Genomic DNA, 24,859 nt, shown 5'->3' with positions numbered 1-24,859 from the left:
CCTTACGCCGCCTTGGCCTTCGCCTCCTGGATCGCGCGCCATACCCGCTCCGGGGTCAGCGGCATGTCGATGTGCTTGATGCCGTAGTCGGAGAGCGCGTCCAGCACCGCATTCACCACCGTCGACAGGCTGCCGGCGCAGCCGGCTTCGCCGCAGCCCTTGCTGCCGAGCGGATTGGTCGTCGCCGGCACCGGGTGATCGCCGACCGTCATGTTGGGCACGTCCTCGGCGCGGGGCAGGGCATAGTCCATCAGCGAGCCCGTGATCGGCTGGCCGCTCTCGTCGTAGCGGACGTGCTCCATCAGCGCTTGGCCGATGCCCTGGACGACGCCGCCATGGAGCTGGCCCGCGACCAGCATCGGATTGATCACCGTGCCGAAATCGTTGACCGCGCTGTAGCGCACGATCTGCACCACGCCGGTCTCCGGATCGATCTCGACCTCGGCGACATGGCAGCCGTTCGGGAAGGCCGAGGGCACCGGCTCGCTGGTGTGGTCGACGTCGAGGCTGTCGGGCACGCCCTCCGGCGTCTTGCCGTCATGCAGCTTCTTGGCGAGCTCCATGATGTCGATGCTGCGGTCGGTGCCGGCGATGGTGAAGCGGCCGTCGGCGAACTCGATGTCGGCTTCGGATGCTTCCAGCATGTGCGCGGCGGCGTGCTTGCCCTTTTCGATCACGAGCTTGGCGGCGCCCACGATCGCCATGCCGCTCGCGGTGATCGAACGCGAGCCGCCGGTGCCGCTGCCGGTGTGGACGATGTCGCTGTCGCCCTGAACCAGCTTGACGCGCTCGAAGGGAACGCCGAGCTGCTCGCACAAAACCTGCGCGAACGGGGTGGCATGGCCCTGGCCGTAATCGAGCGTCCCGGTGATGAGCTGCACGCTGCCGTCAGCATCGAACACGATCTTGCCGAGCTCCGGGCTCGGCGGCGCGGTGACCTCGAGATAGGAGCCGACTGCGATGCCGCGCAGCTTGCCGGCCTTTTTGCTCTCCTTTTTGCGCTTGGAGAAATTCTCGTGGTCGGAGATCTCGAGCGCCTTGTTGAACACGGCCTGGAAGTCGCCGCTGTCATAGGTCACGCCGGAGGAGGCTGGGAACGGCATCTGGGTCGGCTTGATGAAGTTGCGCTTGCGCAAGGTCAGCCGGTTGATGCCCATCTCGTCGGCGGCGCGGTCGATCAGCCGCTCCATGTAGTAGTTCGCCTCGGGACGACCGGCGCCGCGATAGGCGCCCATCAGCGTGGTGTTGGTCAGCACCGTCTTGATGTCGACCGCCATCAGCGGCGTGCGGTAGACGCTGGAAAAGTTCTTGCCGGTGTTCAGCGAGAGCGGCCCCGGCGCAACGCCGGTGATGTAAGCGCCGAGATTGCCGTAGCCGGACAGCTTCGCCGCGAGGAAATGCCCCTCGGCGTCGAGCGCGAGCTCGGCGTGGATCTTTTGTGCACGGCCGTGGCTGTCGGAGAGGAAGCTGGTGGAGCGCTCGTCCAGCCATTTCACCGGCCGACCCAGAGCCTTCGCCCCGTACAGGATGCACATGTATTCGGGATAGTTGATGTTCTTCATGCCGAAGGAGCCGCCGACATTGGCGGTGAGGATGCGCACCTTCTCGTTCGGCACTTTGAGGTTCTTGGCGAGGTTGGCGCGGTTGCCGGCGACGCCCTGCGTCGGCACCTGAAGCGTGTAGCGCTCGGTCTTCTTGTCATAGGAGGCAAGGCCCACGCGCGGCTCCATCGAGACCACGGCGACGCGGGTGTTCTCGATGTCGATCTTGGTGACATGGGCGGCGCTGGCAAAGACTGCGTTCACCTTCTCCATGTCGCCATAGTGGTAGTCGAGCGCCACGTTATCAGGGATATGGTCATAGAGCTGCGGCGCGCCGGGCTTGGCCGCTTCCTCGGGGTCGGTCACCGCCGGCAGTGGCTCGACGTCGACCTCGACCGTTTCGGCCGCATCGCGCGCCTGGGCCAGCGTCTCTGCCACCACGAAGGCGACGGGATCGCCGACGAAGCGGACCTTGTCGGTCGCCAGCGGCTGGCGGTTGGTCTGGAGCAGGGGCGAGCCGTCGCGGCTCTTCAGCGGCAGGCCGCAGGTGAAAGGGCCGTAGCCGGCGGCATCGAGATCCCTACCGGTCCACACCCCCAGCACGCCCGGCATCGCCTTGGCGGCGTCAATGCCGATGCCGCGGATGATGCCGTGGGCGTGAGTGGAACGGACGATCACGGCATAGGCCTGGCCGGGCAGGTTGAAATCGTCGGTGTAGCGGCCCTTGCCGCGCACCAGCGTGTCGTCCTCCTTGCGGCGGACGGGCTGCCCGACGCCATATTTTTGCAGTGCAATAGCGTTTTCGAGCGTGGACGATTTGGTGTGTTCTTGCATGGGAAAGACCTGAAAAGCCGGTATTTGCGCATTTTCGCGGCAGCGGGGGACCGGACCCCCTCAGATAACCCACGACCCCGTTCACGACAACGCACGAATGGACATGGTCCCATGTGATGCGATGTTGCGCAGACCTGCCGCGCTGCTAATGTTTCAGGCGAAAAAAGCAATTCCAGATCGGCCCATCGGGCCGCGGAAAGACAGTTTGTATGAATGACCACACGCGGCTCCGCGATGGCCACGGGCTGCCCGGTGAGCTGGAGGGGGCGATGGCGGCGGTGGCATTGGCCACTGGACCGGTCGTCGCCGCTCAGTCGGGAACCGGCGTCTACGCGGCGCTGGACCTCGGCACCAACAATTGCCGGCTCCTGATCGCCTGTCCGACCCACGACGGCTTTCGCGTGGTTGATTCCTTCTCGCGCATCATCCGGCTCGGCGAGGGCGTCTCGGCGACGGGCTGCATCAGCGATGCCGCGATCGAGCGCGCCATCGCCGCGCTCAGCATCTGCCGTGACAAGATCAATCTGCGCAAGGCGCGGCGGCTGCGGCTGATCGCGACCGAAGCCTGCCGCGCGGCCTCGAATGCGGAAGGTTTCCGCAGCCGCGTCGCGGCCGAGACCGGGATCGAGCTCGAGGTGATCGACCGCGAGACCGAGGCGGCGCTCGCCGTGCTCGGCTGTTCGCCGCTGGTCGATCCCAGGGGGCGCGGCGCGATCCTGTTCGACATCGGCGGCGGCTCGACCGAGCTGGTGCGGATCGAGCGCAACCCCACAAATCCGGAGCAGCGGATCCGGGCCTGGATGTCGATCCCGTTCGGCGTGGTCACGCTTGCCGAGCAGTTCGGCGGCCGCGACGTCACGCCGGAAATCTATGCCGCGATGGAGCGCGAGGTCGCCAATCACGTCGCGCCGTTCGCGGCAGAGCACGGCCGCGATCTCACCGACATGCATCTGCTCGGCACCTCCGGCACGGTGACGACGCTTGCCGGCATCCATCTCAACCTCGCGCGCTATGATCGCCGCCGCATCGACAGCATCTGGATGAACGATGCTGACATCACCGCGACCACCAACAAGCTGCTCGGCATGAGCTACGAGGAGCGCGCCGGCAACAATTGCATCAGCGTCGAGCGCGCCGACCTCGTGCTGGCCGGCTGCGCCATCCTCGATGCGATCAGGCACGCCTTCCCGCTGCCGCGCCTGCGCGTCGCCGATCGCGGCCTGCGCGAGGGCATGCTGGTCGAGATGATGCGCGAGGACGGCGCGCTCAGGAGCTGGTGAGATGGCGAAAGACACCACCGGCCGCTTGCACGTCCAGGTCAAGACCGGCGGCAAGCGCAAGCTCTCGTCCAAGCTGTGGCTGGAGCGGCAGCTCAACGATCCCTATGTCGCCAAGGCCAAGGCGGCGGGCTATCGCTCGCGCGCGGCGTTCAAGCTCCTGGAGATGGACGACAAGTTTCGTCTTCTGAAGCCCGGCATGGCCGTGGTCGATCTCGGCGCGGCGCCCGGCGGCTGGAGCCAGATCGCGGCCAAGCGCGTCGGCTCTACCGAAGGCAAGGGCAAGGTCGTCGCGATCGACCTGCTGGAGATGCCCGAAATTCCCGGCGTCGATTTCGCGCAGCTCGACTTCATGGACAATGACGCCCCCGAGAAGCTCACCGCGATGCTGGGCGGCGGCGCCGATGTCGTGATGTCCGACATGGCCGCCAACACCACCGGCCACCGCAAGACCGATCAGCTCCGCATCGTCGGCCTGGTCGAGACCGCGGCCGCGTTCGCCTGCGACGTGCTCAAGCCCGGCGGCACGTTTCTCGCCAAGACGTTCCAGAGCGGCGCCGACGCCGAGCTGCTGGCCCAGCTCAAGCGCGATTTTGCCACCGTGCGCCACGTCAAGCCCGCGGCGAGCCGGCAGGATTCCTCGGAACGCTACGTGCTCGCGACGGGATTTCGGGGCGGGGCGAAGGCGTAGCAACCAACTCCGTCATTGCGAGGAGCCCTTGCGACGAAGCAATCCAGAGTATTTCCGCGGAGAGACTCTGGATTGCTTCGCTTCGCTCGCAATGACGAGAAGAGAGACTACCCAACCTCTGATCCCGCACGTCCTGCGTATCCTCCGTCGCCACCTTGACCGCCGCCTTGGCTGCGCCTTTGCCCGCACCCTTGCGGCTCGCGATCTCCACCGCCTTGCGGAGATCTCGTAGCCGGCATCAACGGGCATCTGCCAGAAGAACCCAGCTCGATACGCCGAAGTCAGCGCCACTACGACGAAGGCCGCCGCGAACACGGTGGCCGCAAAAAAGAGCCCCGCCAGAGGCGGGGCTTTGGGGGCATCTTACCGGTTGGGTTGATTCTGAGCCGGCTGACCCGACGCCGAAGGCGGCGGGGCATTATTCTGGTTGGTTTGCCCAGACGGCGTGTTGCTGGGCTGGTTGGTGGACTGACTGTTGCTTTGGACCGGCGCTTGTCCGGTGGTCTGACCAGCAGGCGGTTGTGTGCCTGCCTGGCCCGACGGCGCCGGTTGGTTCTGCTGAGCCTGGCCGGTTGTGGACGGTTGGTTCTGCTGAGCCTGGCCCGTTGTGGATGGCTGGTTCTGCCCAGCCTGGCCGGTGGTCTGGTTCTGCTGTGCCGGCGCATTGGTCTGGTTTTGCTGCGCCGGCGCGTTGGTCTGACCGGTGCTTTGCCCGGTCGTGTTCTGCTGCGTCGACTGGCCAGTCGCCCCCTGACCAGTGGTCGTCGATTGGCCCTGCGTGGCGCGGATCTGGTTGGAGACGCCTAGTGCAGCGACCGTCCGGGTATCGATCGAGCCGGTGGTCTGGAAACCTTCCCGTCTCTGGAAGGTGATCAGCGCTTCGCGCGTAGCGGGCCCGAGGATGCCGTCTGCTTGGCCAGACATCAGGCCGCGTTCAATCAGCACCCGTTGAACAATGCGGATCTCGTCGGGGCTGAGATCCAGCGCGGCGATGTTGCCACCGCCACCGCTCACGCTGCCGCGCCGGGCAAAGTGCGTTCTTGGGCCGGCGGGAATGGCGTCGACGATCCTGTGGCTTCGGTCGACGACGATGATCTCGTCATCCACGACGAAGAAGCTGTCGTCCCGATAGGCCGGATAGATGTCGATCAGCACCGGGAATGTCGAGATGGCGACCACGGAGATGTTCCGCGGCACCACCACGCCAGTATTGATCCGGAAGTTGATGGAATTGAAGTTGACCCGCACGCGATCCACATTGCGTGAGCTCAACACCGATTGCTGCAGCGTTGTCTGCTGCTGTGCGCTCACTTGCACGCGGCCGGACAAGCTCTGGGTAGTCCCACCCTGGGCCTGCGCCTGGGTGTTGACCTGTCCTTGAGTGTTGGCGCCGGTCGTCGTGCCCTGCTGGGCACTCGGGGCTTGCGCGTTGTTGGTGTTCGCGCCAGTCGTTGGCGCGCTCTGGCCCTGCGCGTTCTGGCCCTGGGCGTTGCCCTTGGCGCCAGTCGTCGTGCTCTGACCCTGCACATTCTTGCCTTGGGCATTGTCCTTGGTGTTCGCGCCGGTCGTTGTCTTGCTCTGACCCTGCGCGTTCTTGCCTTGGACATTGTCCTTGGTGTTAGCGCCTGTGGTCGCGCTCTTACCCTGTCCTGCGCCTTGCGACTGACGCGTAGCGTCGCGGTCGCTGCGGCTCTGACCGGTGGTTTGGTCCTTCATTCCGCTCTTGTCGCGCTCGGACCTGGACTGACGCGCTTGGTCGGGGCCGCCTCGGCTCTGACCAACGGTTTGGTCCTTGCCACGCTTCTCGCCTTCAGATTGGGACTGACGCGCGTTGTCGCGGGCGCCGCGGCCCTGATCGACGGCCTGACGTTCGCCCCTATCGGCCTTGCCACTAGCACGCATTCCCTCGCTACGCTCAGAACGCGACGGCGCCGCAGCGGGACCCTCGGCCCGACCACCTGCGCGGCCCTGGGTCATTCCTTCGCGGTGAGAGGCGCCGCCTGCACCTTGCGACATTCCGCCGCCCGATCGGCCGGATTCCGCGCCGGCGGCCGCGCCTCCGCTCATCCCGCCGCCGGCGCCTTCACGCATGCCTTGAGCCGATGCCAGGCTGACGCCGGCGAGCAGCACTGCTGTGGTCAATAGGAACCTGTTCTTTCTCGTGTTCACCTGAACCTCCTCCATTTGCTTTGCAGCATCCGTTGATGGGGAACCTTCGAAGCTCAGGGCTCGAGACAAGCCGAGCCCTCATTCGAGTTTTCCGATGCCTGTGAACGATGCGCCGATGCCATCGTTCCTATCAGGCGGGAGAGTCGCGCGGTTCCGTCGCGGTGCTATCGCGCGCGCGGGACTCTCTCGATCGAAGCGATAAAGACATCGATCAAAAATCCACTTTGCAGGCTCAGCGCCTCGCGCCGGCCCTTCTCTTGCCGCGTCGCTTCACCAGTAAGGGTGCCAGCGATGGTGATAGAAGTGCCGCCGCGGGAACGGTCCGCCGTAATAGGCGAAGGCCGGGCGCACGACACGGTGATAGCGGTAGCCGTAGTAGGCGGGGGCGTAACTGGTGCTGTAGTAAGTCCTGGTGTAGCCACCCCACGGATAGTAACCGCCGTAATACGCCGGTGCGTAGTAGTCGTCATAATAGCCCGGATACCCGTAGTAGCCGTAGCCCGGACCGTAGGCGTAAGCGGACGAGGCGAGGCCGCCGATCAGGGCACCTGCGAGCAATCCGCCTGCCAGCGCCGGCCCAAAACCACCGTGCCAGCGAGCCTCCGCCGGCGTCGGTGCCGCCACCGCGCTCACGCCGAGCGCGCCGACGGTTGCCAGGACAAGTGCGGTCTTTTTCATGCGCGTCCCTCCTTACGTTGGTGTTTCGACATCGTGCCAACATTGCCGAAGGGCAAAAGTTGCAAGCGCGCGCCAGCGAGGAACAGGAGTCACGAAAATAAACGAGCGTTCATCTCGGTGAACGCGCGCCCGCTGATGGGCCGCCTCGGAGCGATCTCGTTGGCTGGAGAGATCCACACGCCCGCTGTCCGCGGGCGTTCGTTCGACCTCGCGCCACAGGGGGTAAGCGCGGGAGTAGGAAAGCCGCTCGGCGACATCGCCTCGGACTATCCCTTTCGCGCGGTCCACGGGGGTCAGGTCAAAGCTAATTTCGGAAAGATGTAAATGATCGGCTGCTGTGCATGTGGACTTTTGTCCGGGGGAGAGCCGGCATCCTGCTTTCCGTTACCCCAGCCGCTGATCCCGCACGTCCTGCGTATCCTCCGTCGCCACCTTGACGGCAGCCTTGGCTGCGCCTTTGCCCGCCCCCTTGCGGCTCGCGATCTCCACTGCCTTGCGGCCGGAGATCTCGTAGCCGGCATCAACGGGCATCTGCCAGAAGAACCAGCTCGATGCCGCCGAGGTCAGTGCGACCACGACGAAGGCGGGCGCGAACACGGTGGCGTTGAGCTCGCTGACATGGCTGAACCACATCGTCGTCTCGACGCAGGCTGCGCCGACGGCGACGCCGGCTGAGACCGCGAGCTGCTGGTTGACGCTGACCAGCGTGGTGGCGCGGCTCATCTGCGCGGTCTCGACGTCGGCATAGGCGACCGTGTTGATCGCGGTGAACTCCAGCGAACGGAAGAAGCCACCCACCACCAGGATCACCATGATGATGAGCAGCGGTGTCGTCACCGTGAACAGCGCGCAGACGCCGAGGAAGAACGCGCTGACGACCGCGTTCACCGTCATCAGATTGCGGAAGCCGAAGGTGCGGATGAGGCGCGCCGCCAGCGTCTTCATACCCATGGCGCCGAGCGAGGAGGCAAACGTGACGAGGCCGGAATGAAACGGCGACAGGCCGAAACCGATCTGCATCAACAGCGGCAGCAAGAAAGGCAGTGCGCCGATGCCGAGGCGGAACAGGAAGCCGCCGAAAATGGCCGCGCGCAGCGTCGGCAGCTTCAGAAGCGAAAAGTCCAGCACCGGCGATCCCGTCCGCCGCGCGTGCAGGACATACAGTGTCATCGAGATCGCGCCGCCCACGACCAAGGCCGCTGCCGTGCTCCAGGGCAGCAGGTTGAGCCCGGCGACGGAGAGGCCAAACGCGATGCCGGCAAGCCCGATGCCCGCCAGCACCATGCCGTAGAGATCGAACGGCTCCTGCGTCTCGCTCTTGATGGGGTCGATGAAGCGCAGCGCCATGAAGATGCCGAGCAGCCCGATCGGGATGTTGATCAGGAAGATCCAGTGCCAGGAGGCGTAGGTGGTGATGAAGCCGCCGAGCGGCGGCCCGATCACGGGGCCGATCAGGGCAGGGACCGTCACCCAGGCCATCGCATTGACCAGCGCGCTCTTGTCGACCGAGCGCAGCAGCACGAGACGCCCGACCGGGGTCATCATCGCCCCGCCCATGCCTTGCAGGATGCGCGCGAACACGAAGTCGGTGACCGAGGTCGAAAGCGCGCAACCGACCGAGCCGACCATGAACACGCCGACCGCGATCGCGAACACCATGCGCGCGCCGAAGCGGTCGGCGGTCCAGCCGCTCGCCGGGATGAACACCGCCAGCGACAGCAGGTAGGAGGTGATCGCGAGCTTCAGCGTCAGGGGGCTGGTGCCGATGTCGGCCGCGATCGCCGGCAGCGAGGTCGCGATCACCGTCGAGTCCATGTTCTCCATGAAGAGCGCGGTGGCCACGATCAGCGGAATGACGCGTTGCTTGTCGACCATGACGGATTGGTAATGAAAATCGGAAGGAGGGGCGGACTTGCGGCTTATCACCGCCTCCTGCCGGGGACCATTGCGGATCAACGCATAGCACCTAAGTCCCGCGTAACAACGGTGTGACCCTCTCCCTCGTCATTCCGGGGTGCGCCGCTTGGCGCGGGCTATGGTGCGCAATTGCGCACCTGAGAATCCATTGGGCCGTAGGAATCGCTGGGGAATGGCTTCCGGGCTCGCGACTTCGTCGCGCCCCGGAATGACGATGGGTGGGGGCGCCGCGGGGCTGTCCCAGCCGAATTTGCCTAAAAAGCCTGTGCATGGCTGGCCGGCGGTCCGAATTGCTTTGATTCGTCACGCAGCCGTGCTATCGACCCGCGTCAACCCCACCGATGGGCTCCGATTCTCCGGCGTTGCCGCAAGGTACGCCGAGGGCGGCGCTCATCCATAAGCATTTGCGGCAGGGCCGCAGGAAGGAGTTGGCAGATGGCCACGGTGCAACTTCAAGGCATTCGCGAAGCCTTCACGTTCGACGACGTGCTGCTGAAGCCGGGCCTGTCCGAGGTCATGCCGGGCGAGGTCGACATCCGGTCCCGCGTCACCCGCGCCATTCCGCTCAACATCCCGATCATGGCCTCCGCCATGGACACTGTCACCGAGGCGCGCATGGCGATCGCCATGGCGCAGGCCGGCGGCCTCGGCGTCATCCACCGCAATTTCGATCCCGAAGGGCAGGCCGCCCAGGTGCGGCAGGTCAAGCGCTACGAATCGGGCATGGTGGTGAACCCGCTCACGATCAGCCCCGAGGCGACGCTCGATGACGCGCTGAAGCTGATGAGCGATCACGGCATCTCCGGCATTCCCGTCGTCACCGGCGCCGGCAAGTCCACGCCCGGCAAGCTGGTCGGCATTCTCACCAACCGTGACGTGCGGTTTGCGACGAACCGGCAGCAGAAAATCTCCGAGCTGATGACGCACGAAAATCTCGTCACGGTGCGCGAGAACGTCAGCCAGGACGAGGCGCGGCGGATGCTGCACCAGCATCGCATCGAGAAGCTGCTCGTGGTCGACGAGCAATATCGCTGCGTCGGCCTCATCACCGTGAAGGACATGGAGAAGGCGGTCGCCCATCCGCTCGCCTGCAAGGATGCGCAGGGCCGCCTGCGCGTCGCTGCCGCCACCACCGTCGGCGACACCGGCTTCGAGCGCACCGAGCGGCTGATCGATGCCGGTGTCGACCTCGTCGTCGTCGATACCGCACACGGCCATTCCCGCCACGTGCTGCACGCCGTGAACCGCATCAAGCGTCTCTCCAATTCCGTGCAAGTCGTTGCCGGCAACGTTGCCACCACCGAAGGCGCGCAGGCACTGATCGACGCGGGTGCGGATTGCATCAAGGTCGGCATCGGCCCGGGCTCGATCTGCACCACCCGCATCGTCGCCGGCGTCGGCGTGCCGCAGCTCACCGCGATCATGGATGCGGTGGAAGCTGCGAAGAAGTCCGACATTCCCGTCATCGCCGACGGCGGCATCAAGTTCTCCGGCGATCTCGCCAAGGCGCTAGCCGCCGGCGCCGACATCGCCATGGTCGGCTCGCTGCTGGCCGGCACCGACGAGACGCCGGGCGAAGTGTTTTTGTGGCAGGGCCGCTCCTACAAGGCCTATCGCGGCATGGGCTCGGTCGGCGCGATGGCCCGCGGCTCGGCCGATCGCTACTTCCAGCAGGACATCAAGGACGCGCTCAAGCTCGTGCCTGAGGGCATCGAGGGCCAGGTGCCGTACAAGGGCCCGGTCGGCAACGTCATGCACCAGCTCGCCGGCGGCTTGCGCGCCGCGATGGGCTATGTCGGTGCGCGTGACATGAAGGATCTGCACCAGAAGGCCCAGTTCGTCCGCATCACCGGAGCAGGCCTGCGCGAAAGTCACGTCCACGACGTCACCATCACGCGCGAGAGCCCGAACTATCCGGGCGGGGGTTAGTCGCTCGCTCGTACCAAAATGACGGCGTCATGCCCCGCGAAGGCGGGGCATCCAGTACGCCGCGGCCCTTCCACTCAGTCACAACCGTCTCGGAGTACTGGATCGCCCGCCCCAGTGCGCAACTGCGCACAGGGCGGGCGATGACAGCGTGTTTGTGGTTCGCACCTGCCGCAAGCTCGTCATTGCAAGCGAAGCAATCCAGAGCTTTTGTGTTGACGCAACTGGATTGCTTCGCTTCGCTCGCAATGACAGAAAAGTGGAGGAAGCCATGTCCCAAGGCAAACGCATCGTTCTCGCCGCGCGTCCCGTCGGCGAGCCCAAGCCGTCCGATTTTCGCCTGGAGGAATTCGCCGTTCCGACGCCTGCGGCAGGCGAGGTCCTGCTGCGCACGATCTGGCTGTCGCTCGATCCCTATATGCGCGGGCGCATGAGCGAGGGGCCATCCTATGCCGCACCGGTGCCGATCGGCGGCGTGATGGAAGGCGAGGCGGTCAGCGAGGTCGCGGCCTCCAACAATCCTGATTTCGCGGTAGGCGACATCGTGCGCATCCGCTCCGGTTGGCAGACCCACGCGATCTCCAGCGGCAAGGGCCTGATCAAGGTCGATCCCAAGCTCGGTCCGATCTCGACTTCGATCGGCGTGCTCGGCATGCCCGGCATGACGGCGTACACGGGCCTGCTCGACATCGGCAAGCCGCAAGCCGGCGAGACCGTCGTCGTCGCCGGTGCCTCCGGTGCGGTCGGCTCGGCCGTCGGCCAGATCGCCAAGATCAAGGGCGCCCGCGCGGTCGGGATCGCCGGCGGCAAGGACAAGTGCGATTACGTGGTCAAGGACCTCGGCTTCGATGCCTGCATCGATCACCGCAACCCCGATTTCGCGGCCAAGCTGAAGGACGCCTGCCCGAAGGGCATCGACGTCTATTTCGAGAATGTCGGCGGCGCGGTGTTCGAGGCGGTGTTCCCACTGCTCAATCCGTTCGCGCGCGTGCCGGTGTGCGGCCTGATCGCGCACTACAACGACACCGAGGCCAAGCCGCCGAAATGGGCGGCCAGCATGATGCGTGCGACCCTGACCAAACGGCTGACCTTCCGCGGCTTCATCGTCTCCGACTTCGCCGCCCGCCACGGCGACTTCCTGCGCGACATGTCGGCCTGGGTCCGCGAGGGCAAGGTGAAATACAAGGAGTTCGTCACCGAGGGCCTGGAGAGCGCGCCCGGCGCCTTCATGGGGCTCCTGAAGGGCGCCAATTTCGGCAAGCAGCTGGTGCGGGTGGGGCCGGATAAGGCCTGAGCCGCCGCTTCCGGCCCCGAGGGGGCGGAAGGAAATGGTTAAGAAAGAGTCACCGATCGGCCACACCTGTTCGTAAAACCCGCAGGTGTGACCGCCGGTTCATTGACCCCAAGGCGAAGGCATTGAATCATCGCGCATATTTTAGGTGTTGCGATGTTAGAGATCAGTGTTTTCTGCGTCATCGTGCTGGCGGCCGGCTATTGGGTGGCGATGTTCGTCATGGGCCGGCGCGACGACGTCATCCATGGCAAGTTCGTGCATGTTGACGAGGAGAACGATGTCGTTCGTCCCGCGATGCCGCCGCCACCGCCGCCATTCCCGAAGCGTCCGGTCAAGGCTGCGCAGCCAACCATGGTCCAGCCCGCGATCGCCGAGACCAAGCCGGTAAACAGTGCGGCGCTGCAATCCCTGCTGGCCGCGATCCAGCAGGACCTCAAGAGCGTCGCCTGAACCGCCAAGTTCGCGCTAGTGCTCGCCGCCCATCTGGGCGAGGATCTCCTCGATATCGACATCGATCTGGCCCGCGGCCCTGACGTGGTGAACCTCGAGGCTGTCAGGCTGGAAACGGTACTCGACGAGCCCGACTTCCTTGATCGCAATCCGGTCCTGGCGCGCGTCGTTGATGACGAAGCCGGTGGACGGCGCCCAGACATGGCGGGTGTGGCGATAGGTGAAGTCGCGCCGCTGATGCACATGGCCGCTGGCGATGAGGCGCAGATCAACATGCGCAAACATCTCGATCAATCGCGCCCGGGCCGGCTGCGGCACGTAGCGGATCGCGGTCTCCGGTGTCTCGGCATCGTCGGGCAGGTTGAGAAACACTGGCTTGTGCAGGAACAGCGCGACCGGCTTCCCGGCGGTACGCGCGAGCTGCCGTGCCAGCCAGTCGAATTGCTCGGCCTCGAAGGCGAGCCCTGAATTCATGACAAGGGAATTGAGGCCGATGAAGCGCCAGCCCGCGGCTTCGAACGCCCAATGGTCCTCGCCAATGATGTCGCAAAATTGCCGGCGGTGTGGCTCGCTGACCGGCGGCTTCGGCGCCGGTCCGATCATGGTCGGATTATCGCCGATGTCGTGATTGCCGGGGAGGTAGCGGCAGACGACGGGCAGGGCGTCGTGCAGGCTTTTGGCGAATGCGACATCGTCGCGGCGGGTCGGGCCGTCGAACGAGACATCGCCGGTATTGACGACGAGATCGGGCCGGTTGGCGTCGATGTGCTCGCTGACGCGCTGGAAGTTGGCGATCAGGCCGGGAAAACGCCGGCCGAGATGGGTGTCGGAAATCTGCGTGAGGCGAAATTCGGACATGCGACCATGATACCCGTCGTCGCGCGTCGGAACGATGACGGCGCGGGCATGCGTCGCAACGAACAAAGTTTAAAGCACACGATAGCGGATCGTGTAGCCGTCCTGCGGGGCGACGGGGCCGGCCAGCGGCGAGGCGATGCGGTCGGCGAGGTGCCAGGGGCCGAACTGCTCGGAGCGATGCGGCTCGGCGGGCAGGCGGAGGCGGAATTCGAACGTGCCTTTTCCAGGCAGGCTCACCACCAGCACGCGGTCGGCGGTACGGTGGTTGAGCGCCACCGCGCCACGCAGCAGTGCGCGCCCGTCCAAGAGGTCGCGCACGCCATCGACCAGCGCCAGCGTCTGGTTGCGGTCGGTGTGCAGCTCGATCTGGCCGTCGGTGACCGCCGCCAGCATCTCCCTGGGCATGCGGATCTCGAACTCGACCGCCGGCTTGGACGGGTTGAGGCCGAGATAGGCGAGGGCGGCGTGGCGCATGTCGTAGGCGGCAAAGGCGAACAGGACGATCGCGGCGAGCGCCGCAAGGCCGTGCCTGACGACGTCGCGCCAGGTCCGGTAGCTCAGGCGGAAATAGACCGTCATCGCCAGCGCACCGCAAGCGCAGCAGCAATGCCGGCCAACGCCGACATCAGAATTCCGTGCCGGCCGTCGGCGGACTCAGTGAAGAGACTGGACAGGATATTCATGGCGGTCTCTCGCCTCAGCCCCTGGGGGCCGAAATCGCTTTAACTATCGGCATTTGGTCGCGAGAGCGGGAACGCCGGTTCAAGTCGTTCATTGTCAGCGCCAACAGACGCGGCTAATGACGATCGGCGGCAATTCGCCTCCCGGGAAAGTTCCGATGTCCGTTCAAATGGTCCTGCTGCCGGTCTTCGTGCAGGTCGCTCTCACCTTCGCGCTCTTGATCGGCATGGTGGTGGCGCGCCGCAAGACGCTGGTCTCGGGCGAGACCCAGATCCGCGACATCGCCCTGGGCGAGCCGAACTGGCCCAAGGGCGCCACACAAATCGCCAATTGCTACCGCAACCAGTTCGAACTGCCGGTGCTGTTCTACGTCCTGATCGCGCTGGCATTGCCGCTGCGCCGGGCCGATCTCTTCATCGTGCTGATGTCCTGGGTGTTCGTGGTGACGCGCTTTGCCCATGCCGGCGTGTTCGTCTCCTCGAACGATCTCGGCCGGCGCTCGACGGTCTGGCTCGCCAGTGCGCTGGTGCTGCTGGCGATGTGGGCCTACTTCGCGCTGAAGCTGCTCCTGCTGATCTGACGCTTGCGTTGGCGCATCATGCGCAAAACAGAAGATTCTCATCTGAAAGATTTGAAATGACGCCCGCTGCCCGGCTGTCCGCAGCCATTGAACTGATCGACACCATCGAGAGAGACCGCGTGCCCGCGGCCAAGGCGCTGAAAGAGTGGGGCACCGCGCACCGCTTCGCCGGTTCCGGCGACCGCGCCGCCATCGCCGGCCTCGTCTGGGACGTGCTGCGCCGCTATGCCTCGAGCGCGTTCCTGATGGATGCCGATACCGCGCGGGCGCGGCTGATCGGCATGCTGCGCCTCGAGCGCAACATGGACACGGCCACCATGGAGGCGCTGTTCGATGGCAGCCGGTTTGCACCCGCGCCGCTGACGGAGGCCGAGCAGGCCGCGCTCGCCTCGCGGTCGCTGAGTGGTGCGCCGGCCGCAGTCGCCGGCGACTATCCGGACTGGCTCGATCCGCACTTTGCAAAAGTGTTCGGCGAGGACCGCGCGGCCGAGGCCGCGGCGATGGCGAGCCGGGCCCCGCTCGACCTGCGCGTCAACACGCTAAAATCCAATCGGGACAAGGTGCTGCGTGCGCTCGCTCATCTTCATGCGAAACCGACGCCTTGGTCTGCAACGGGCTTGCGCATCGAGCTTTCGGCCGATGCGCGCAATCCCGGCATCCAGGCCGAGGAGGATTTCATCAAGGGCGCCATTGAAGTGCAGGATGAGGGATCGCAGCTTGCAGCCCAATTCGCCGCGGCAAAACCTGGCGAGCAGGTGATCGACCTCTGCGCCGGCGCCGGCGGCAAGACGCTGGCGCTCGCCGCCCTGATGCAGGGCAAGGGCCGGCTGATCGCCACCGACCGCGACAAGCGCCAGCTCGCCCCGATCCACGAGCGGCTGTCGCGCGCCGGCGTCCACAATGCCGATGTCCGCACGCCCAAGGGCGAGGCCGATCCGCTTGCCGACATCCGTGCGTCGGCTGATTTGGTCGTGATCGACGCGCCATGCACGGGAACCGGCACCTGGCGCCGCAACCCCGACGCCAAATGGCGCATGCGGCCGGGCGCACTGGAGATCCGCCTGCGCGACCAGGCCGAGGTGCTGGAGCGCGCGGTTCCGCTGGTGAAGCCGGGCGGCCGCATCGCCTACATCACCTGTTCGGTGCTGTCGGAGGAGAACGGCGAGCAGGTGAGGGCGTTCGTCGCCCGCCATCCCGAGTTTGCGGTGGTGCCGCCGGGGCAGACCGCGAGCGTGCTCTGGGACAAGGCGGAGGCTTTTGGCGAGGCCGCGCTGCAGTCAGATGAAGGCTGGCTGATGACACCGCGGCGGACCGGAACGGACGGTTTCTTCGTGTCGGTGCTGCGGAAGGCGTAGCTCTCGTAGGGTGGGCAAAGGCGCGCCCTTCGCGCGCCGTGCCCACCATTTTCCCGCAATTGTCGCTGCCAACGGTGGGCACGCTTCGCTTTGTCCACCCTACCGCACCGCGGCTGACGCGGCACAGTTCCACCCCAAAACGAAAGCCCCGCGAACCGAATCCGGTCGCGGGGCCTGTATTCGTAGCGCTTCTGCCGGTACGTCCGTGGTCAGAAGCGCTGGTGCGCTGGCGTTTAGCCGACGCGGAGATTGTCAGCCGAGGACTTGCCGCTGCGACGATCGGCGACGATGTCGAACGAGACCTTCTGGCCCTCGTTGAGGGAGGAGAGGCCAGCGCGCTCGACGGCGCTGATGTGCACGAACACGTCCTTCTGGCCGTCATCCGGCTGGATGAAACCATAACCCTTTTGGGTGTTGAACCACTTCACGGTGCCCATAGCCATGGGAATTTCCTTTAGTTAGAGAGGATACGCACGCAGACCGGTACGCAGCATTGCGCCCATAGTCCTGATGAGTCGATGTTTGGAGAATTCATCTGAAGCGTGCGCGCCCGTCAGCAACGAAGCGAAGCGGCCCAGTCGTTCGGCCAAGTATCGATGATCACAATATAGCGAGGATTTGGGGCTTCTTCAAGGCACCACCCGCGCTTCGGGATACCGCGCGGGTTTGCTATTTTGCGGTGCAAGTTCACCGCACTCGCGCGTCTCAGTCGACGATGAAGAGTGTCGCGCCCACCGCCGTCGAGGACCGATGCGCGGCGTCGCCGAAATCCGAGACCTGGTAGCTCATCCCGGCCGTTAGCTTGAATTTGCGCCCGTCGTGCAGCTCGGTGTCGAGCTCGCCCTTCAGCACGTAGAGCACGTGACCGCGATCGCACCAATGATCGGCGAGATAGCCCGGCGAGTACTCCACCATCCGCACCCGAAGATCGCCGATGTTGAGCGTGCGCCAGAGCGCTTGGCCGGTCTCGCCGGGATGCGTGGTGGGCTCGACCTGGCTCCAGTCGGTGACGGTAAAGGGGGAGGTCGGGAGTTTCATGGTTTCGGATCCTCTCTCTGGGCCGGCGAGGGTCTGTTAGCGCACGCTGTCGCCCCAGTCTCCGTCATTGCGAGCGCAGCGAAGCAATCCAGAAATGCATCCGCGGCAGCAGTCTGGATTGCTTCGTCGCATCAGCGCAAAATTGCTTTGCAATTTTGTCGCGAGCTCCTCGCAATGACGAGTTTGGGGAACGCTCGCGCCTCAATCTCGCTGTCATCGCCCGCGAAGGCGGGCGATCCAGTATCCAGAGGCCGTGCGGTGGTGCGGAGAAGCCGCGGCGTACTGGATTCCCCGCTTGCCGCCTTCGCTAAAGCTTCGGCGCCCCTGGACCTCAACCCCGGCGAAGCCTTGGCGTAGCCGGGTCGCGGGGAATGACGGCGCTGGGTGGGGCGTCACTGCACCAGATGATTGGCCGACCCCTGCACGATCAGCCCCGCCGCATTCACCCGCAGATACTCGCAGATCTTCTTCCCACGTTCGTTCGCGTAGAACACCACGACACTATCGGGGCTGACGAACACATCGATCAGCGAGAAATGCAGCTCCGGCAGCAGCCCGAGCGCCTTGCCCCAATAGGCGCGAAGCGCGTCCTTGCCGCGCACGGTGCCGCTGGCATCGAACCCCATCACGGGGATGCGGTCCGAGGTCATCACGGCGTCCTCGTCATAGAGTCTGAGCACGCGTTCGAGGTCGCGCGCGTTCCAGGCCTCGACCCAGGTGCGGCCGAGCGCGGCAAGCGATGATGGCTGGTGATGCTGTGACATGGCGTTCTCCCTGATCAGCCCTTGATTGAGGACAATAGGTCAATATTACTTACCTATATCGCTTTGTCCATGTCCAAAGAAGAATGTGGGGGCGCGCGGCCGCGCGGTTGCGGGCCGGCGCGCGGTCGCGTATCTGCTGGCCATGACAGCAGCACAAAACGACCGCTCCGCGTCGACGCCCTCGGTGGCCTCGGCGCACGACAAGATTCTCATCGTCGACTTCGGCAGCCAGGTGACGCAGCTGATCGCGCGTCGCGTGCGCGAGGACGGCGTCTATTGCGAGATCGTCCCGTTCAACAAGGCCGAAGCTGCCTTCGACGAGATGAAACCGAAGGCGGTGATCCTCTCCGGCGGCCCGGAATCGGTGCATGAGGCCGGCTCGCCCCGCGCCCCGCAAGCGATCTTCGATTCCGGCGTGCCGGTGATGGGCATCTGCTATGGTCAGATGACCATGGCGGCGCAGCTCGGCGGCGAGGTCGAGGGCGGCCATCACCGCGAATTCGGCCGCGCCGATGTCGAGGTCAAGGCCAAGAGCCAGCTGTTCGAGGGCGTCTGGTCATCAGGCGGCAAGCACCAGGTTTGGATGAGCCATGGCGACCGCATCACCAAGATGCCGCCGGGCTTCTCCGTCGCCGGCACCTCGCCGAACGCGCCCTTCGCGGTCATCCAGGACGAGACGCGCAAATATTACGGCCTGATGTTCCACCCCGAAGTGGTGCACACGCCCGACGGCGCCAAGCTGATCCGCAATTTCGTGCGCAAGATCGCCGGCCTCACCGGCGACTGGACCATGCGCGCCTTCCGCGAGGAGGAGATCCAAAAAATCCGCCAGCAGGTCGGCAGTCGCAAGGTGATCTGCGGCCTTTCCGGCGGCGTCGATTCCGCCGTCGCGGCCGTGCTGATTCACGAGGCGATCGGCGACCAGCTCACCTGCGTCTTCGTCGATCATGGCCTGCTGCGCCTCGACGAAGCCAAGACCGTAGTCGACCTGTTCCGCCACCACTACAACATCCCGCTCGTGCACGTGGATGCCTCCAAGCAATTCCTGGGCGAGCTCGAAGGCGTCACCGATCCGGAAGTGAAGCGCAAGACCATCGGCCGCCTCTTCATCGAGGTGTTCGAAGCTGAAGCGAAGAAGATCGGCGGCGCCGACTTCCTGGCGCAAGGCACGCTCTATCCCGACGTGATCGAGAGCGTCTCCTTCACCGGCGGCCCCTCGGTGACGATCAAGTCGCACCACAATGTCGGCGGGCTCCCTGAGCGCATGAACATGAAGCTCGTCGAGCCCCTGCGCGAGCTGTTCAAGGACGAGGTGCGCAAGCTCGGCCGCGAGCTGGGCCTCCCCGAAATTTTCGTCGGCCGCCACCCGTTCCCTGGCCCGGGCCTCGCCATCCGCTGCCCCGGCGAGATCACCCGCGACAAGCTCGACATCCTGCGGAAAGCGGACGCCGTCTACATCGACCAGATCCGGAAAGCAGGCCTCTACGATGAGATCTGGCAGGCCTTCGCGGTGCTGCTCCCCGTGAAAACCGTCGGCGTCATGGGCGACGGCCGCACCTACGACTACGTCGTGGGCCTGCGCGCCGTGACCTCCACCGACGGCATGACCGCGGACTTCTACCAGTTCGACATGAAGTTCCTGGGCGAGACCGCCACGCGCATCATCAACGAGGTGAAGGGCGTGAACCGGGTGGTGTATGATGTGACCAGCAAGCCGCCTGGGACGATTGAGTGGGAGTAGGGGGCTACCCCAAAGGTTTCGTCCGTCCAAAGCCGCAATCCTGATCCATTGTCCTATCAACCGGGGAGGTTGGCGGCTGACGGAGATTTGCCATGGGCCGGTACGTCGACAGTCTTCCATTAAGAAGCGAGATATTTGAGTTCTGGAAAGATCGCATCGTAGGCTTGGTGCGATGGATTGACTGGGGTGAACCCGGCTGTTGGGCGTGCGGATTCTATTACGGCCCAAAATACGACATCAAACGATCTGACGCGGGTTGGGACGAAATTCTCCGGTGCTGGGACCGTATCCCTCTCCAGCGCTGTCACATTGTCGGGCGCGCACTTGGAGGCAGCGACGACGCCTCAAACCTGTTCTTACTGTGCCGCGAATGTCACGATCGGATGCCGAATACAAACATCCCTGAAATATTCTACGAGTGGGCAAGGGCCCAGAATTGGTCCAGAAGAGAAGATGCCAAAATACTGGATGCGATGAAGGCATTCAGAGTTGAAGGCGTGATGGTGCCCGATCTGGAGCGGGTGCTGGAGTCCGAAGACTACAAGCTTTGGTCGGAAGGTCGGCGTGGCCTGCATTGGCCCCAGTCGAACTATGCGTCGATCTCGTCGCGTTTGACGCCTGCGACGACAGTAGGGCTTGCTGTTTATTATCTTCGCTTTGTCAGTGATCGTCCACTCAGGCAACGGAGCAGGCGCCGGACTGGAAAGCGCTCTAAGGCGGATACGGTCAAGCCGTCTTGAAATTTGGTTGGTTTACCTTTATGACTACTGTAGTCATAAGGGTGAGCCCATGCGCGAAATTCAGCTTCGTGATGCGAAGGCCAATCTTTCCGCAGTCGTCGATGAAGCTATCGACGGCAAGCCTGCCGTGATCACGCGCCATGGGAAGAAACAGGCAGTGGTCCTGAGCTACGAGGAGTGGAGGCGGCTGTCGCAGGTGCCGAGCTTCGGGCGTCTGCTGATGGCGATTCCTGTGAGAGCGGGCGATTTGCCGGCGCGCAATCGGTCCAAGCTCCGTAAGACCGATTTTTGAGACGTGTACCTCATTGATACGAACGTCATATCCGCGGTCTCGCCGAACCGGCCGACGCCCCAGGCGCTTGTTGAATGGATGGACGCGCAATCCGCCTCCATATTCTTGTCCGTCGTGACAATTGCAGAGATCGAGGACGGAATTGCCAAGCTGCGACGCGAGAAAGCCGCGCGCAGGAGCAAGGACTTGGCCCAGTGGCTTGATACCGTGCTGCATCTCTACGGCGACCGAATACTGGCGTTCGACACGGCGGCCGCGCGGCTTGCGGGAGCACTATCGGACCGGGCTCGCGGGCAAGGTCATGCGCCCGGATTTGCCGATATCATCATTGCTGCGACGGCGCGCCAGCACGCGCTGACGATCCTGTCCCGCAACGTCAGGCATTTCGAGCCGCTCGGCGTGCCCGTGCTCGATCCCTTCAGTGATTTGCCGCCGTCCTGATCGTTGCGCAGGTGCCCAGCGCTTGCGTCGGATGTGCCTCATGCTCGCCCATGCTACCACATCCGCATCGCCTCTTTGGAGCCAGTGTTGATGTCTGTCCCGCCCAACGCCGTCCAACCACCCGCATCCTCCACCTCCACCGACCCCGAAGCCCTCGGCTGGATGCGCGGTTTCCCGCCGGCGCCCGAGCGCACCATCACCTTCCAGGATGGCTCGTTCCGCAGCTTCCCCGAGCTGCGCTGGGCCTGGAGCAACATTCGCCAGCTGGTGCCCACCGTGAACGTCTGGCGCGGGGCGGGGCCGGCGTCGGCGCTGCCGCGGGAGGATCATGACATCGGCGCGGTCGGCTCGACCACGATGGACGGCCGGCCCATGACGTTCGCAAAAATGCTGGAGGAGACCTACACCGACGGCATCGCGGTGCTGCATCGGGGCAAGCTGATCTATGAGCGCTACTTTGGCGCGTTGAAGCCGCACAAGCCGCATATCGCGATGTCGGTGACGAAGTCGTTCACCGGCGTGCTCGCGGGCATGCTGGTCAGCGAGGGCAGGATCGATCCGCAGGCGCCCGTCACGGAATATGTGCCAGAGCTGAAGGCAAGCGCGTTTGGCGACGCGCGCGTGCACGAGGTCATGGATATGACCACGGGGCTCGCCTACACCGAGGTCTATACCGACAAGAATTCGGATGTGTGGGGGCTGCGGCGCGCCAACGGCATGGCGCCGATCCCGCCCGGTTATGAAGGCCCGACCACGATCTTCGATTTCCTCATTGCGCAGAAGAAGCACGGCGAGCACGGCAAGGCGTTTGCGTACAAGACCGTCAACACCGACGTGCTGGCCTGGATCATCAGGCGCGCCAGCGGCATGACGCTGTCCGATCTCCTCTCCGAGCGCATCTGGCAGCCGATGGGTGCGGAGGAGGACGCGCATTATCACGTCGACCGCATCGGCACCGAGAGCGGCGGTGGCGGTCTCTCCACCAGCTTGCGCGATCTCGCCCGCTTCGGCGAGACCATGCGCAATCACGGCCGCTTCAACGGCCGCCAGATCGTGCCCTCGTCCGTCATCGAGGACATCGTGCGCGGCGGCGATCCTGATAAATTCAAGCCGGCCGGCTACGCCACGCTGCCGGGCGCTTCTTACCGCAACCAATGGTGGGTCACGCACAATGTCCACGGCGCCTACATGGCGCGCGGCGTCTATGGTCAGGGCATCTACATCGATCCCAGGGCCGAGATGGTGATCGCGCGCTACGCCTCGCATCCGATGGCGGGCAACGCCGCCAACGACCCCGTGACGCTGCCGGCCTACATGGCGCTGGCGAAGGCGCTGATGGCGGGCGGGTAGGTACGTCGGGACGCCGGTCCTCGTAGCCCGGATGGAGCGAAGGCGCAATCCGGGACTGGCCAGCCGCATCGCGCAGCTGCCTCTGTGGCAAGAATCCCGGATTGCGCTGCGCTCCATTCGGGCTGCGGATCTTTGCCAAACCGCAAGATCGGTCGAGCACGCCACGGCGGTACGCGACTAGATGGAGCCGCCACGGAGGAGGGACGATGAAGGCGGCGCTGCAAAACTATCAGGACCGGATGCGACGGGTGCTGGACCATATCGACCGGCATCTCGACGACGATCTGGACCTGGTAACCCTAAGCGGTGTTGCGGCCTTCTCGAAATTTCATTTCCACCGGCAGTTCACGGCGACCTTCGGGTTATCCGTGCATCGCTATGTCCAGCTGGCCCGCATGAAGCGCGCTTCGCATCAGCTGGCCTACATGGACGCCCTTGATGTCACTGACATCGCGATGGATGCCGGTTACGACGCACCGGATGCCTTCGCCCGCGCCTTTCGGCAACGGTTCGGGCAATCGCCGTCGTCATTCCGGAAATCTCCCGACTGGGAGCCGTGGCTTGCGGCCTTCGGGCCTCTCGACAATGCGAGGAGCAAGCTCATGCAGACGACTTTTACCAATGACGACGTGACGATCCGCGATGTGCCCGCCACCAAGGTGGCGATCATGGAGCACCGGGGCGACCCGGCGACGCTTCCTGCCACCATCCAGCGCTTCATCGCCTGGCGCAAGGCAGCGGGCCTGCACCCCAAGACGAATCCGACCTTCAATGTCTGGCGTTCCGAGCGCCGGCCTGCCTCGCCTTCCGACTACAGCATCGACCTTTGTGTCGGCACCGATCAGCCGATCGAGGCCAATGGCGAGGAGATCAAAACCGGCGAGATCCCCGGCGGACGCTGCGCCGTGCTGCGCGTCGTCGGCTACTCCGACAATCTCGAGCCCGCCGCGCTCTATCTCTATCGCGACTGGCTCCCGGCCAGCGGCGAGGAAGCGCGCGACTTCCCGATCTATTGCCAACGGCTGAGCTTCTTCCCGGAGGTGCCGGAGCATGAGACGGTCGCGGAACTATTCCTGCCGCTGAAATAGGGTCTGCTGGCGGCGGCCTGTCCGGTCGCAAGAAGCGGGCAGGCCGCAATCTACGCGATAATATAAGGCTTGACTTATATTAGTGCGGATCGATATTCCTTGTCGCGCAAAGCAACAGGGAGGAACGCAATGGAGATCGACGTCGCCAGGGTCTTGGGGCTTGTCACGCGTTCAGTGCGCAATTTTGAGAAAGACGGAAAACCGGCGAGCGCGGTGACTCTCACGCGTCTTTACGACACCAGCGTCGACGATCTCTGGGACGCCGTGACCAGCAGCGAACGCATTCCGCGCTGGTTCCTGCCGGTCGAGGGCGATCTCCAGCTCGGGGGAAGGTACCAACTTAGGGGCAATGCGGGCGGCACCATCACGGCGTGCACGCCGCCGACCCATTTCGCAGCGACGTGGGAATTTGCAGGCACGGTAAGCTGGATCGATGTCAAGCTGGCAGCGGAACGAAGTCAGGCGCGTTTGACGCTCGAGCACACTGCGATCATCGAGGATCATTGGAATCAGTTCGGCCCGGGTGCGGTGGGTATCGGTTGGGATCTCGCTCTTGCGGGACTTGAGCGCTATGTTGCGACCGGGGCATCGGTCGACCATGAGACGGCCGAGGCATGGATGGGCTCGCCTGAGGGCAAGGAATTCATGACGACAAGCGGCGAGCATTGGCGCGCGGCGCATGTCGCAAGCGGGGTCGATCCGGCTGCGGCAAAGGAGCGCTCGGACCGCACCATCGCGTTCTATCGCGGCGAGATGCCGCCCGACATCGCGCATCCGGGCACGGGAAGCTGATGCACGTCTTTGAGGTCCTCGCCGATCCCGTGCGCCGTCGCATTCTCGAGCTGCTGGCGCTTCAGGAAATGGCGTCCGGCGAGGTCGTCGACGTGATCGGGGCCGAATTCGGAATCACGCAGGCGGCGGTCTCGCAGCACCTCAAAGTGCTGCGAGAGAGCGGCTTTGCAAGCGTTCGGGCGGAGGCGCAAAGACGCCTCTATTCGGTCGATGTGGCAGGGCTTCGCGCGGTGGATGCGTGGATCGGCCAGTTCAGGAATTTCTGGGAGCCGAAGCTGGACGCGCTGGCAACCGAGATCGCGCGCGGCAAACGCGAGCGTCGTAACGCGCCAATGACCAAGCGGAGCGGGAAGAGGGCTTGA

The 24,859-nt window shown here is 64.7% G+C and carries 23 protein-coding genes and 2 pseudogenes; 15 read left to right on the top strand and 10 right to left on the bottom strand.

The genetic code is table 11. The annotated features are described in order from the left end of the window. Positions 1–2: 2 nt before the first annotated feature. On the bottom strand, positions 3–2,375 hold the full coding sequence (locus tag AAE027_RS17885; protein ID WP_370986839.1) for a xanthine dehydrogenase family protein molybdopterin-binding subunit: 2,373 nt from the start codon (positions 2,373–2,375) through the stop codon (positions 3–5). Positions 2,376–2,584: 209 nt separating this feature from the next. Here AAE027_RS17885 and AAE027_RS17880 point away from each other — a divergent pair, with 209 nt between their 5' ends. Next, complete coding sequence (locus AAE027_RS17880; RefSeq protein ID WP_370986840.1) at positions 2,585–3,655, top strand: Ppx/GppA phosphatase family protein; 1,071 nt, start codon at positions 2,585–2,587, stop codon at positions 3,653–3,655. A 1-nt stretch (position 3,656) separates the two neighbouring features. Further along, positions 3,657–4,343, top strand: coding sequence for an RlmE family RNA methyltransferase (locus tag AAE027_RS17875; RefSeq protein ID WP_249761124.1), 687 nt, complete (start codon positions 3,657–3,659; stop codon positions 4,341–4,343). 109 nt (positions 4,344–4,452) lie between these two features. Here the strand turns inward: AAE027_RS17875 and AAE027_RS17870 are convergent. From AAE027_RS17870 to AAE027_RS17855, 4 genes and pseudogenes are all read right to left on the bottom strand, one after another. Further along, positions 4,453–4,664, bottom strand: a pseudogene (locus tag AAE027_RS17870) (MFS transporter); the annotation flags it as partial. A 42-nt stretch (positions 4,665–4,706) separates the two neighbouring features. Next, positions 4,707–6,512 carry a peptidoglycan-binding protein gene (locus AAE027_RS17865; protein ID WP_370986841.1) on the bottom strand — a complete coding sequence of 602 codons (1,806 nt, stop codon included), beginning with the start codon at positions 6,510–6,512 and terminating at the stop codon, positions 4,707–4,709. 270 nt (positions 6,513–6,782) lie between these two features. Next, entirely contained in the window at positions 6,783–7,190 is a 408-nt protein-coding gene (locus AAE027_RS17860; RefSeq protein WP_370986842.1) for a hypothetical protein, read from the bottom strand. 384 nt (positions 7,191–7,574) lie between these two features. Continuing rightward, positions 7,575–9,065: an MFS transporter gene (locus AAE027_RS17855; RefSeq protein ID WP_370986843.1), complete on the bottom strand. Its 1,491-nt coding sequence runs from the start codon at positions 9,063–9,065 to the stop codon at positions 7,575–7,577. A gap of 477 nt (positions 9,066–9,542) precedes the next feature. Here AAE027_RS17855 and guaB point away from each other — a divergent pair, with 477 nt between their 5' ends. The 3 genes from guaB to AAE027_RS17840 all read left to right on the top strand — a co-directional run bounded on the left by guaB (position 9,543) and on the right by AAE027_RS17840 (position 12,777). Continuing rightward, the gene (gene guaB, locus AAE027_RS17850; protein WP_128934348.1) at positions 9,543–11,036 is read left to right on the top strand and encodes an IMP dehydrogenase; all 1,494 of its coding nucleotides are present in this window, start codon (positions 9,543–9,545) and stop codon (positions 11,034–11,036) included. 268 nt (positions 11,037–11,304) lie between these two features. Further along, on the top strand, positions 11,305–12,327 hold the full coding sequence (locus AAE027_RS17845; protein WP_370986844.1) for an NADP-dependent oxidoreductase: 1,023 nt from the start codon (positions 11,305–11,307) through the stop codon (positions 12,325–12,327). A 153-nt stretch (positions 12,328–12,480) separates the two neighbouring features. Further along, complete coding sequence (locus AAE027_RS17840) at positions 12,481–12,777, top strand: hypothetical protein (protein ID WP_370986845.1); 297 nt, start codon at positions 12,481–12,483, stop codon at positions 12,775–12,777. 15 nt (positions 12,778–12,792) lie between these two features. Here AAE027_RS17840 and AAE027_RS17835 read toward each other — a convergent pair whose 3' ends face one another. Continuing rightward, a complete protein-coding gene (locus tag AAE027_RS17835) occupies positions 12,793–13,635 on the bottom strand; it encodes a metallophosphoesterase family protein (RefSeq protein ID WP_370986846.1) in 843 nt (280 codons plus the stop codon). Between the two features lie 69 nt (positions 13,636–13,704). After that, positions 13,705–14,318, bottom strand: a pseudogene (locus AAE027_RS17830) (acriflavin resistance protein). Between the two features lie 155 nt (positions 14,319–14,473). Here AAE027_RS17830 and AAE027_RS17825 point away from each other — a divergent pair. Beyond that, positions 14,474–14,896 (top strand): MAPEG family protein, encoded by a 423-nt coding sequence (locus tag AAE027_RS17825; RefSeq protein ID WP_370986847.1) that lies wholly within the window; start codon positions 14,474–14,476, stop codon positions 14,894–14,896. Positions 14,897–14,952: 56 nt separating this feature from the next. After that, on the top strand, positions 14,953–16,251 hold the full coding sequence (locus AAE027_RS17820; protein WP_370986848.1) for an RsmB/NOP family class I SAM-dependent RNA methyltransferase: 1,299 nt from the start codon (positions 14,953–14,955) through the stop codon (positions 16,249–16,251). Positions 16,252–16,484: 233 nt separating this feature from the next. On the opposite strand, the gene AAE027_RS17815 is transcribed toward AAE027_RS17820, so the two are convergent. The 3 genes from AAE027_RS17815 to AAE027_RS17805 all read right to left on the bottom strand — a co-directional run bounded on the left by AAE027_RS17815 (position 16,485) and on the right by AAE027_RS17805 (position 18,053). Further along, positions 16,485–16,694: a cold-shock protein gene (locus AAE027_RS17815; RefSeq protein WP_008141931.1), complete on the bottom strand. Its 210-nt coding sequence runs from the start codon at positions 16,692–16,694 to the stop codon at positions 16,485–16,487. 262 nt (positions 16,695–16,956) lie between these two features. Further along, positions 16,957–17,289, bottom strand: coding sequence for a DHCW motif cupin fold protein (locus AAE027_RS17810; RefSeq protein WP_370986849.1), 333 nt, complete (start codon positions 17,287–17,289; stop codon positions 16,957–16,959). Between the two features lie 392 nt (positions 17,290–17,681). Further along, entirely contained in the window at positions 17,682–18,053 is a 372-nt protein-coding gene (locus tag AAE027_RS17805; protein WP_370986850.1) for a nuclear transport factor 2 family protein, read from the bottom strand. Between the two features lie 142 nt (positions 18,054–18,195). On the opposite strand from AAE027_RS17805, the gene guaA reads away from it, so the two are divergent. The 8 genes from guaA (at position 18,196) to AAE027_RS17765 (ending at position 24,859) form a co-directional block, all read left to right on the top strand. Continuing rightward, the gene (gene guaA, locus AAE027_RS17800; RefSeq protein ID WP_370986851.1) at positions 18,196–19,794 is read left to right on the top strand and encodes a glutamine-hydrolyzing GMP synthase; all 1,599 of its coding nucleotides are present in this window, start codon (positions 18,196–18,198) and stop codon (positions 19,792–19,794) included. Positions 19,795–19,886: 92 nt separating this feature from the next. Continuing rightward, positions 19,887–20,534, top strand: a complete 648-nt coding sequence (locus AAE027_RS17795) for an HNH endonuclease (RefSeq protein WP_370986852.1) — start codon at positions 19,887–19,889, stop codon at positions 20,532–20,534. 49 nt (positions 20,535–20,583) lie between these two features. After that, positions 20,584–20,826, top strand: a complete 243-nt coding sequence (locus tag AAE027_RS17790; RefSeq protein ID WP_370986853.1) for a type II toxin-antitoxin system Phd/YefM family antitoxin — start codon at positions 20,584–20,586, stop codon at positions 20,824–20,826. Between the two features lie 3 nt (positions 20,827–20,829). After that, the gene (locus AAE027_RS17785; protein WP_091895762.1) at positions 20,830–21,267 is read left to right on the top strand and encodes a type II toxin-antitoxin system VapC family toxin; all 438 of its coding nucleotides are present in this window, start codon (positions 20,830–20,832) and stop codon (positions 21,265–21,267) included. A gap of 90 nt (positions 21,268–21,357) precedes the next feature. After that, positions 21,358–22,617 (top strand): serine hydrolase domain-containing protein, encoded by a 1,260-nt coding sequence (locus tag AAE027_RS17780; protein WP_370986854.1) that lies wholly within the window; start codon positions 21,358–21,360, stop codon positions 22,615–22,617. Positions 22,618–22,823: 206 nt separating this feature from the next. Then, complete coding sequence (locus AAE027_RS17775; protein ID WP_370986855.1) at positions 22,824–23,705, top strand: AraC family transcriptional regulator; 882 nt, start codon at positions 22,824–22,826, stop codon at positions 23,703–23,705. Positions 23,706–23,834: 129 nt separating this feature from the next. Next, on the top strand, positions 23,835–24,497 hold the full coding sequence (locus AAE027_RS17770; protein ID WP_370986856.1) for an SRPBCC family protein: 663 nt from the start codon (positions 23,835–23,837) through the stop codon (positions 24,495–24,497). Continuing rightward, positions 24,497–24,859: an ArsR/SmtB family transcription factor gene (locus AAE027_RS17765; protein ID WP_091894923.1), complete on the top strand. Its 363-nt coding sequence runs from the start codon at positions 24,497–24,499 to the stop codon at positions 24,857–24,859. Before AAE027_RS17770 ends, AAE027_RS17765 begins: the two co-directional genes overlap by 1 nt.

It is taken from the genome of Bradyrhizobium sp. DN3, from assembly GCF_041357655.1.
Classification (GTDB): domain Bacteria; phylum Pseudomonadota; class Alphaproteobacteria; order Rhizobiales; family Xanthobacteraceae; genus Bradyrhizobium.
Note: the sequence above shows the minus strand (reverse complement) of the source record. Positions and strands in the feature narration are given on the sequence as shown.

Bases quoted from the DNA above. Each gene is read 5' to 3' on its own strand.
- AAE027_RS17885 (WP_370986839.1), bottom strand. From the start codon at position 2,375: ATGCAAGAACACACCAAATCGTCCACGCTCGAAAACGCTATTGCACTG.
- AAE027_RS17880 (WP_370986840.1), top strand. From the start codon at position 2,585: ATGAATGACCACACGCGGCTCCGCGATGGCCACGGGCTGCCCGGTGAG.
- AAE027_RS17875 (WP_249761124.1), top strand. From the start codon at position 3,657: ATGGCGAAAGACACCACCGGCCGCTTGCACGTCCAGGTCAAGACCGGC.
- AAE027_RS17860 (WP_370986842.1), bottom strand. From the start codon at position 7,190: ATGAAAAAGACCGCACTTGTCCTGGCAACCGTCGGCGCGCTCGGCGTG.
- AAE027_RS17855 (WP_370986843.1), bottom strand. From the start codon at position 9,065: ATGGTCGACAAGCAACGCGTCATTCCGCTGATCGTGGCCACCGCGCTC.
- guaB (WP_128934348.1), top strand. From the start codon at position 9,543: ATGGCCACGGTGCAACTTCAAGGCATTCGCGAAGCCTTCACGTTCGAC.
- AAE027_RS17845 (WP_370986844.1), top strand. From the start codon at position 11,305: ATGTCCCAAGGCAAACGCATCGTTCTCGCCGCGCGTCCCGTCGGCGAG.
- AAE027_RS17840 (WP_370986845.1), top strand. From the start codon at position 12,481: ATGTTAGAGATCAGTGTTTTCTGCGTCATCGTGCTGGCGGCCGGCTAT.
- AAE027_RS17835 (WP_370986846.1), bottom strand. From the start codon at position 13,635: ATGTCCGAATTTCGCCTCACGCAGATTTCCGACACCCATCTCGGCCGG.
- AAE027_RS17825 (WP_370986847.1), top strand. From the start codon at position 14,474: ATGTCCGTTCAAATGGTCCTGCTGCCGGTCTTCGTGCAGGTCGCTCTC.
- AAE027_RS17820 (WP_370986848.1), top strand. From the start codon at position 14,953: ATGACGCCCGCTGCCCGGCTGTCCGCAGCCATTGAACTGATCGACACC.
- AAE027_RS17815 (WP_008141931.1), bottom strand. From the start codon at position 16,694: ATGGCTATGGGCACCGTGAAGTGGTTCAACACCCAAAAGGGTTATGGT.
- AAE027_RS17810 (WP_370986849.1), bottom strand. From the start codon at position 17,289: ATGAAACTCCCGACCTCCCCCTTTACCGTCACCGACTGGAGCCAGGTC.
- AAE027_RS17805 (WP_370986850.1), bottom strand. From the start codon at position 18,053: ATGTCACAGCATCACCAGCCATCATCGCTTGCCGCGCTCGGCCGCACC.
- guaA (WP_370986851.1), top strand. From the start codon at position 18,196: ATGACAGCAGCACAAAACGACCGCTCCGCGTCGACGCCCTCGGTGGCC.
- AAE027_RS17795 (WP_370986852.1), top strand. From the start codon at position 19,887: ATGGGCCGGTACGTCGACAGTCTTCCATTAAGAAGCGAGATATTTGAG.
- AAE027_RS17790 (WP_370986853.1), top strand. From the start codon at position 20,584: ATGCGCGAAATTCAGCTTCGTGATGCGAAGGCCAATCTTTCCGCAGTC.
- AAE027_RS17780 (WP_370986854.1), top strand. From the start codon at position 21,358: ATGTCTGTCCCGCCCAACGCCGTCCAACCACCCGCATCCTCCACCTCC.
- AAE027_RS17775 (WP_370986855.1), top strand. From the start codon at position 22,824: ATGAAGGCGGCGCTGCAAAACTATCAGGACCGGATGCGACGGGTGCTG.
- AAE027_RS17770 (WP_370986856.1), top strand. From the start codon at position 23,835: ATGGAGATCGACGTCGCCAGGGTCTTGGGGCTTGTCACGCGTTCAGTG.
- AAE027_RS17765 (WP_091894923.1), top strand. From the start codon at position 24,497: ATGCACGTCTTTGAGGTCCTCGCCGATCCCGTGCGCCGTCGCATTCTC.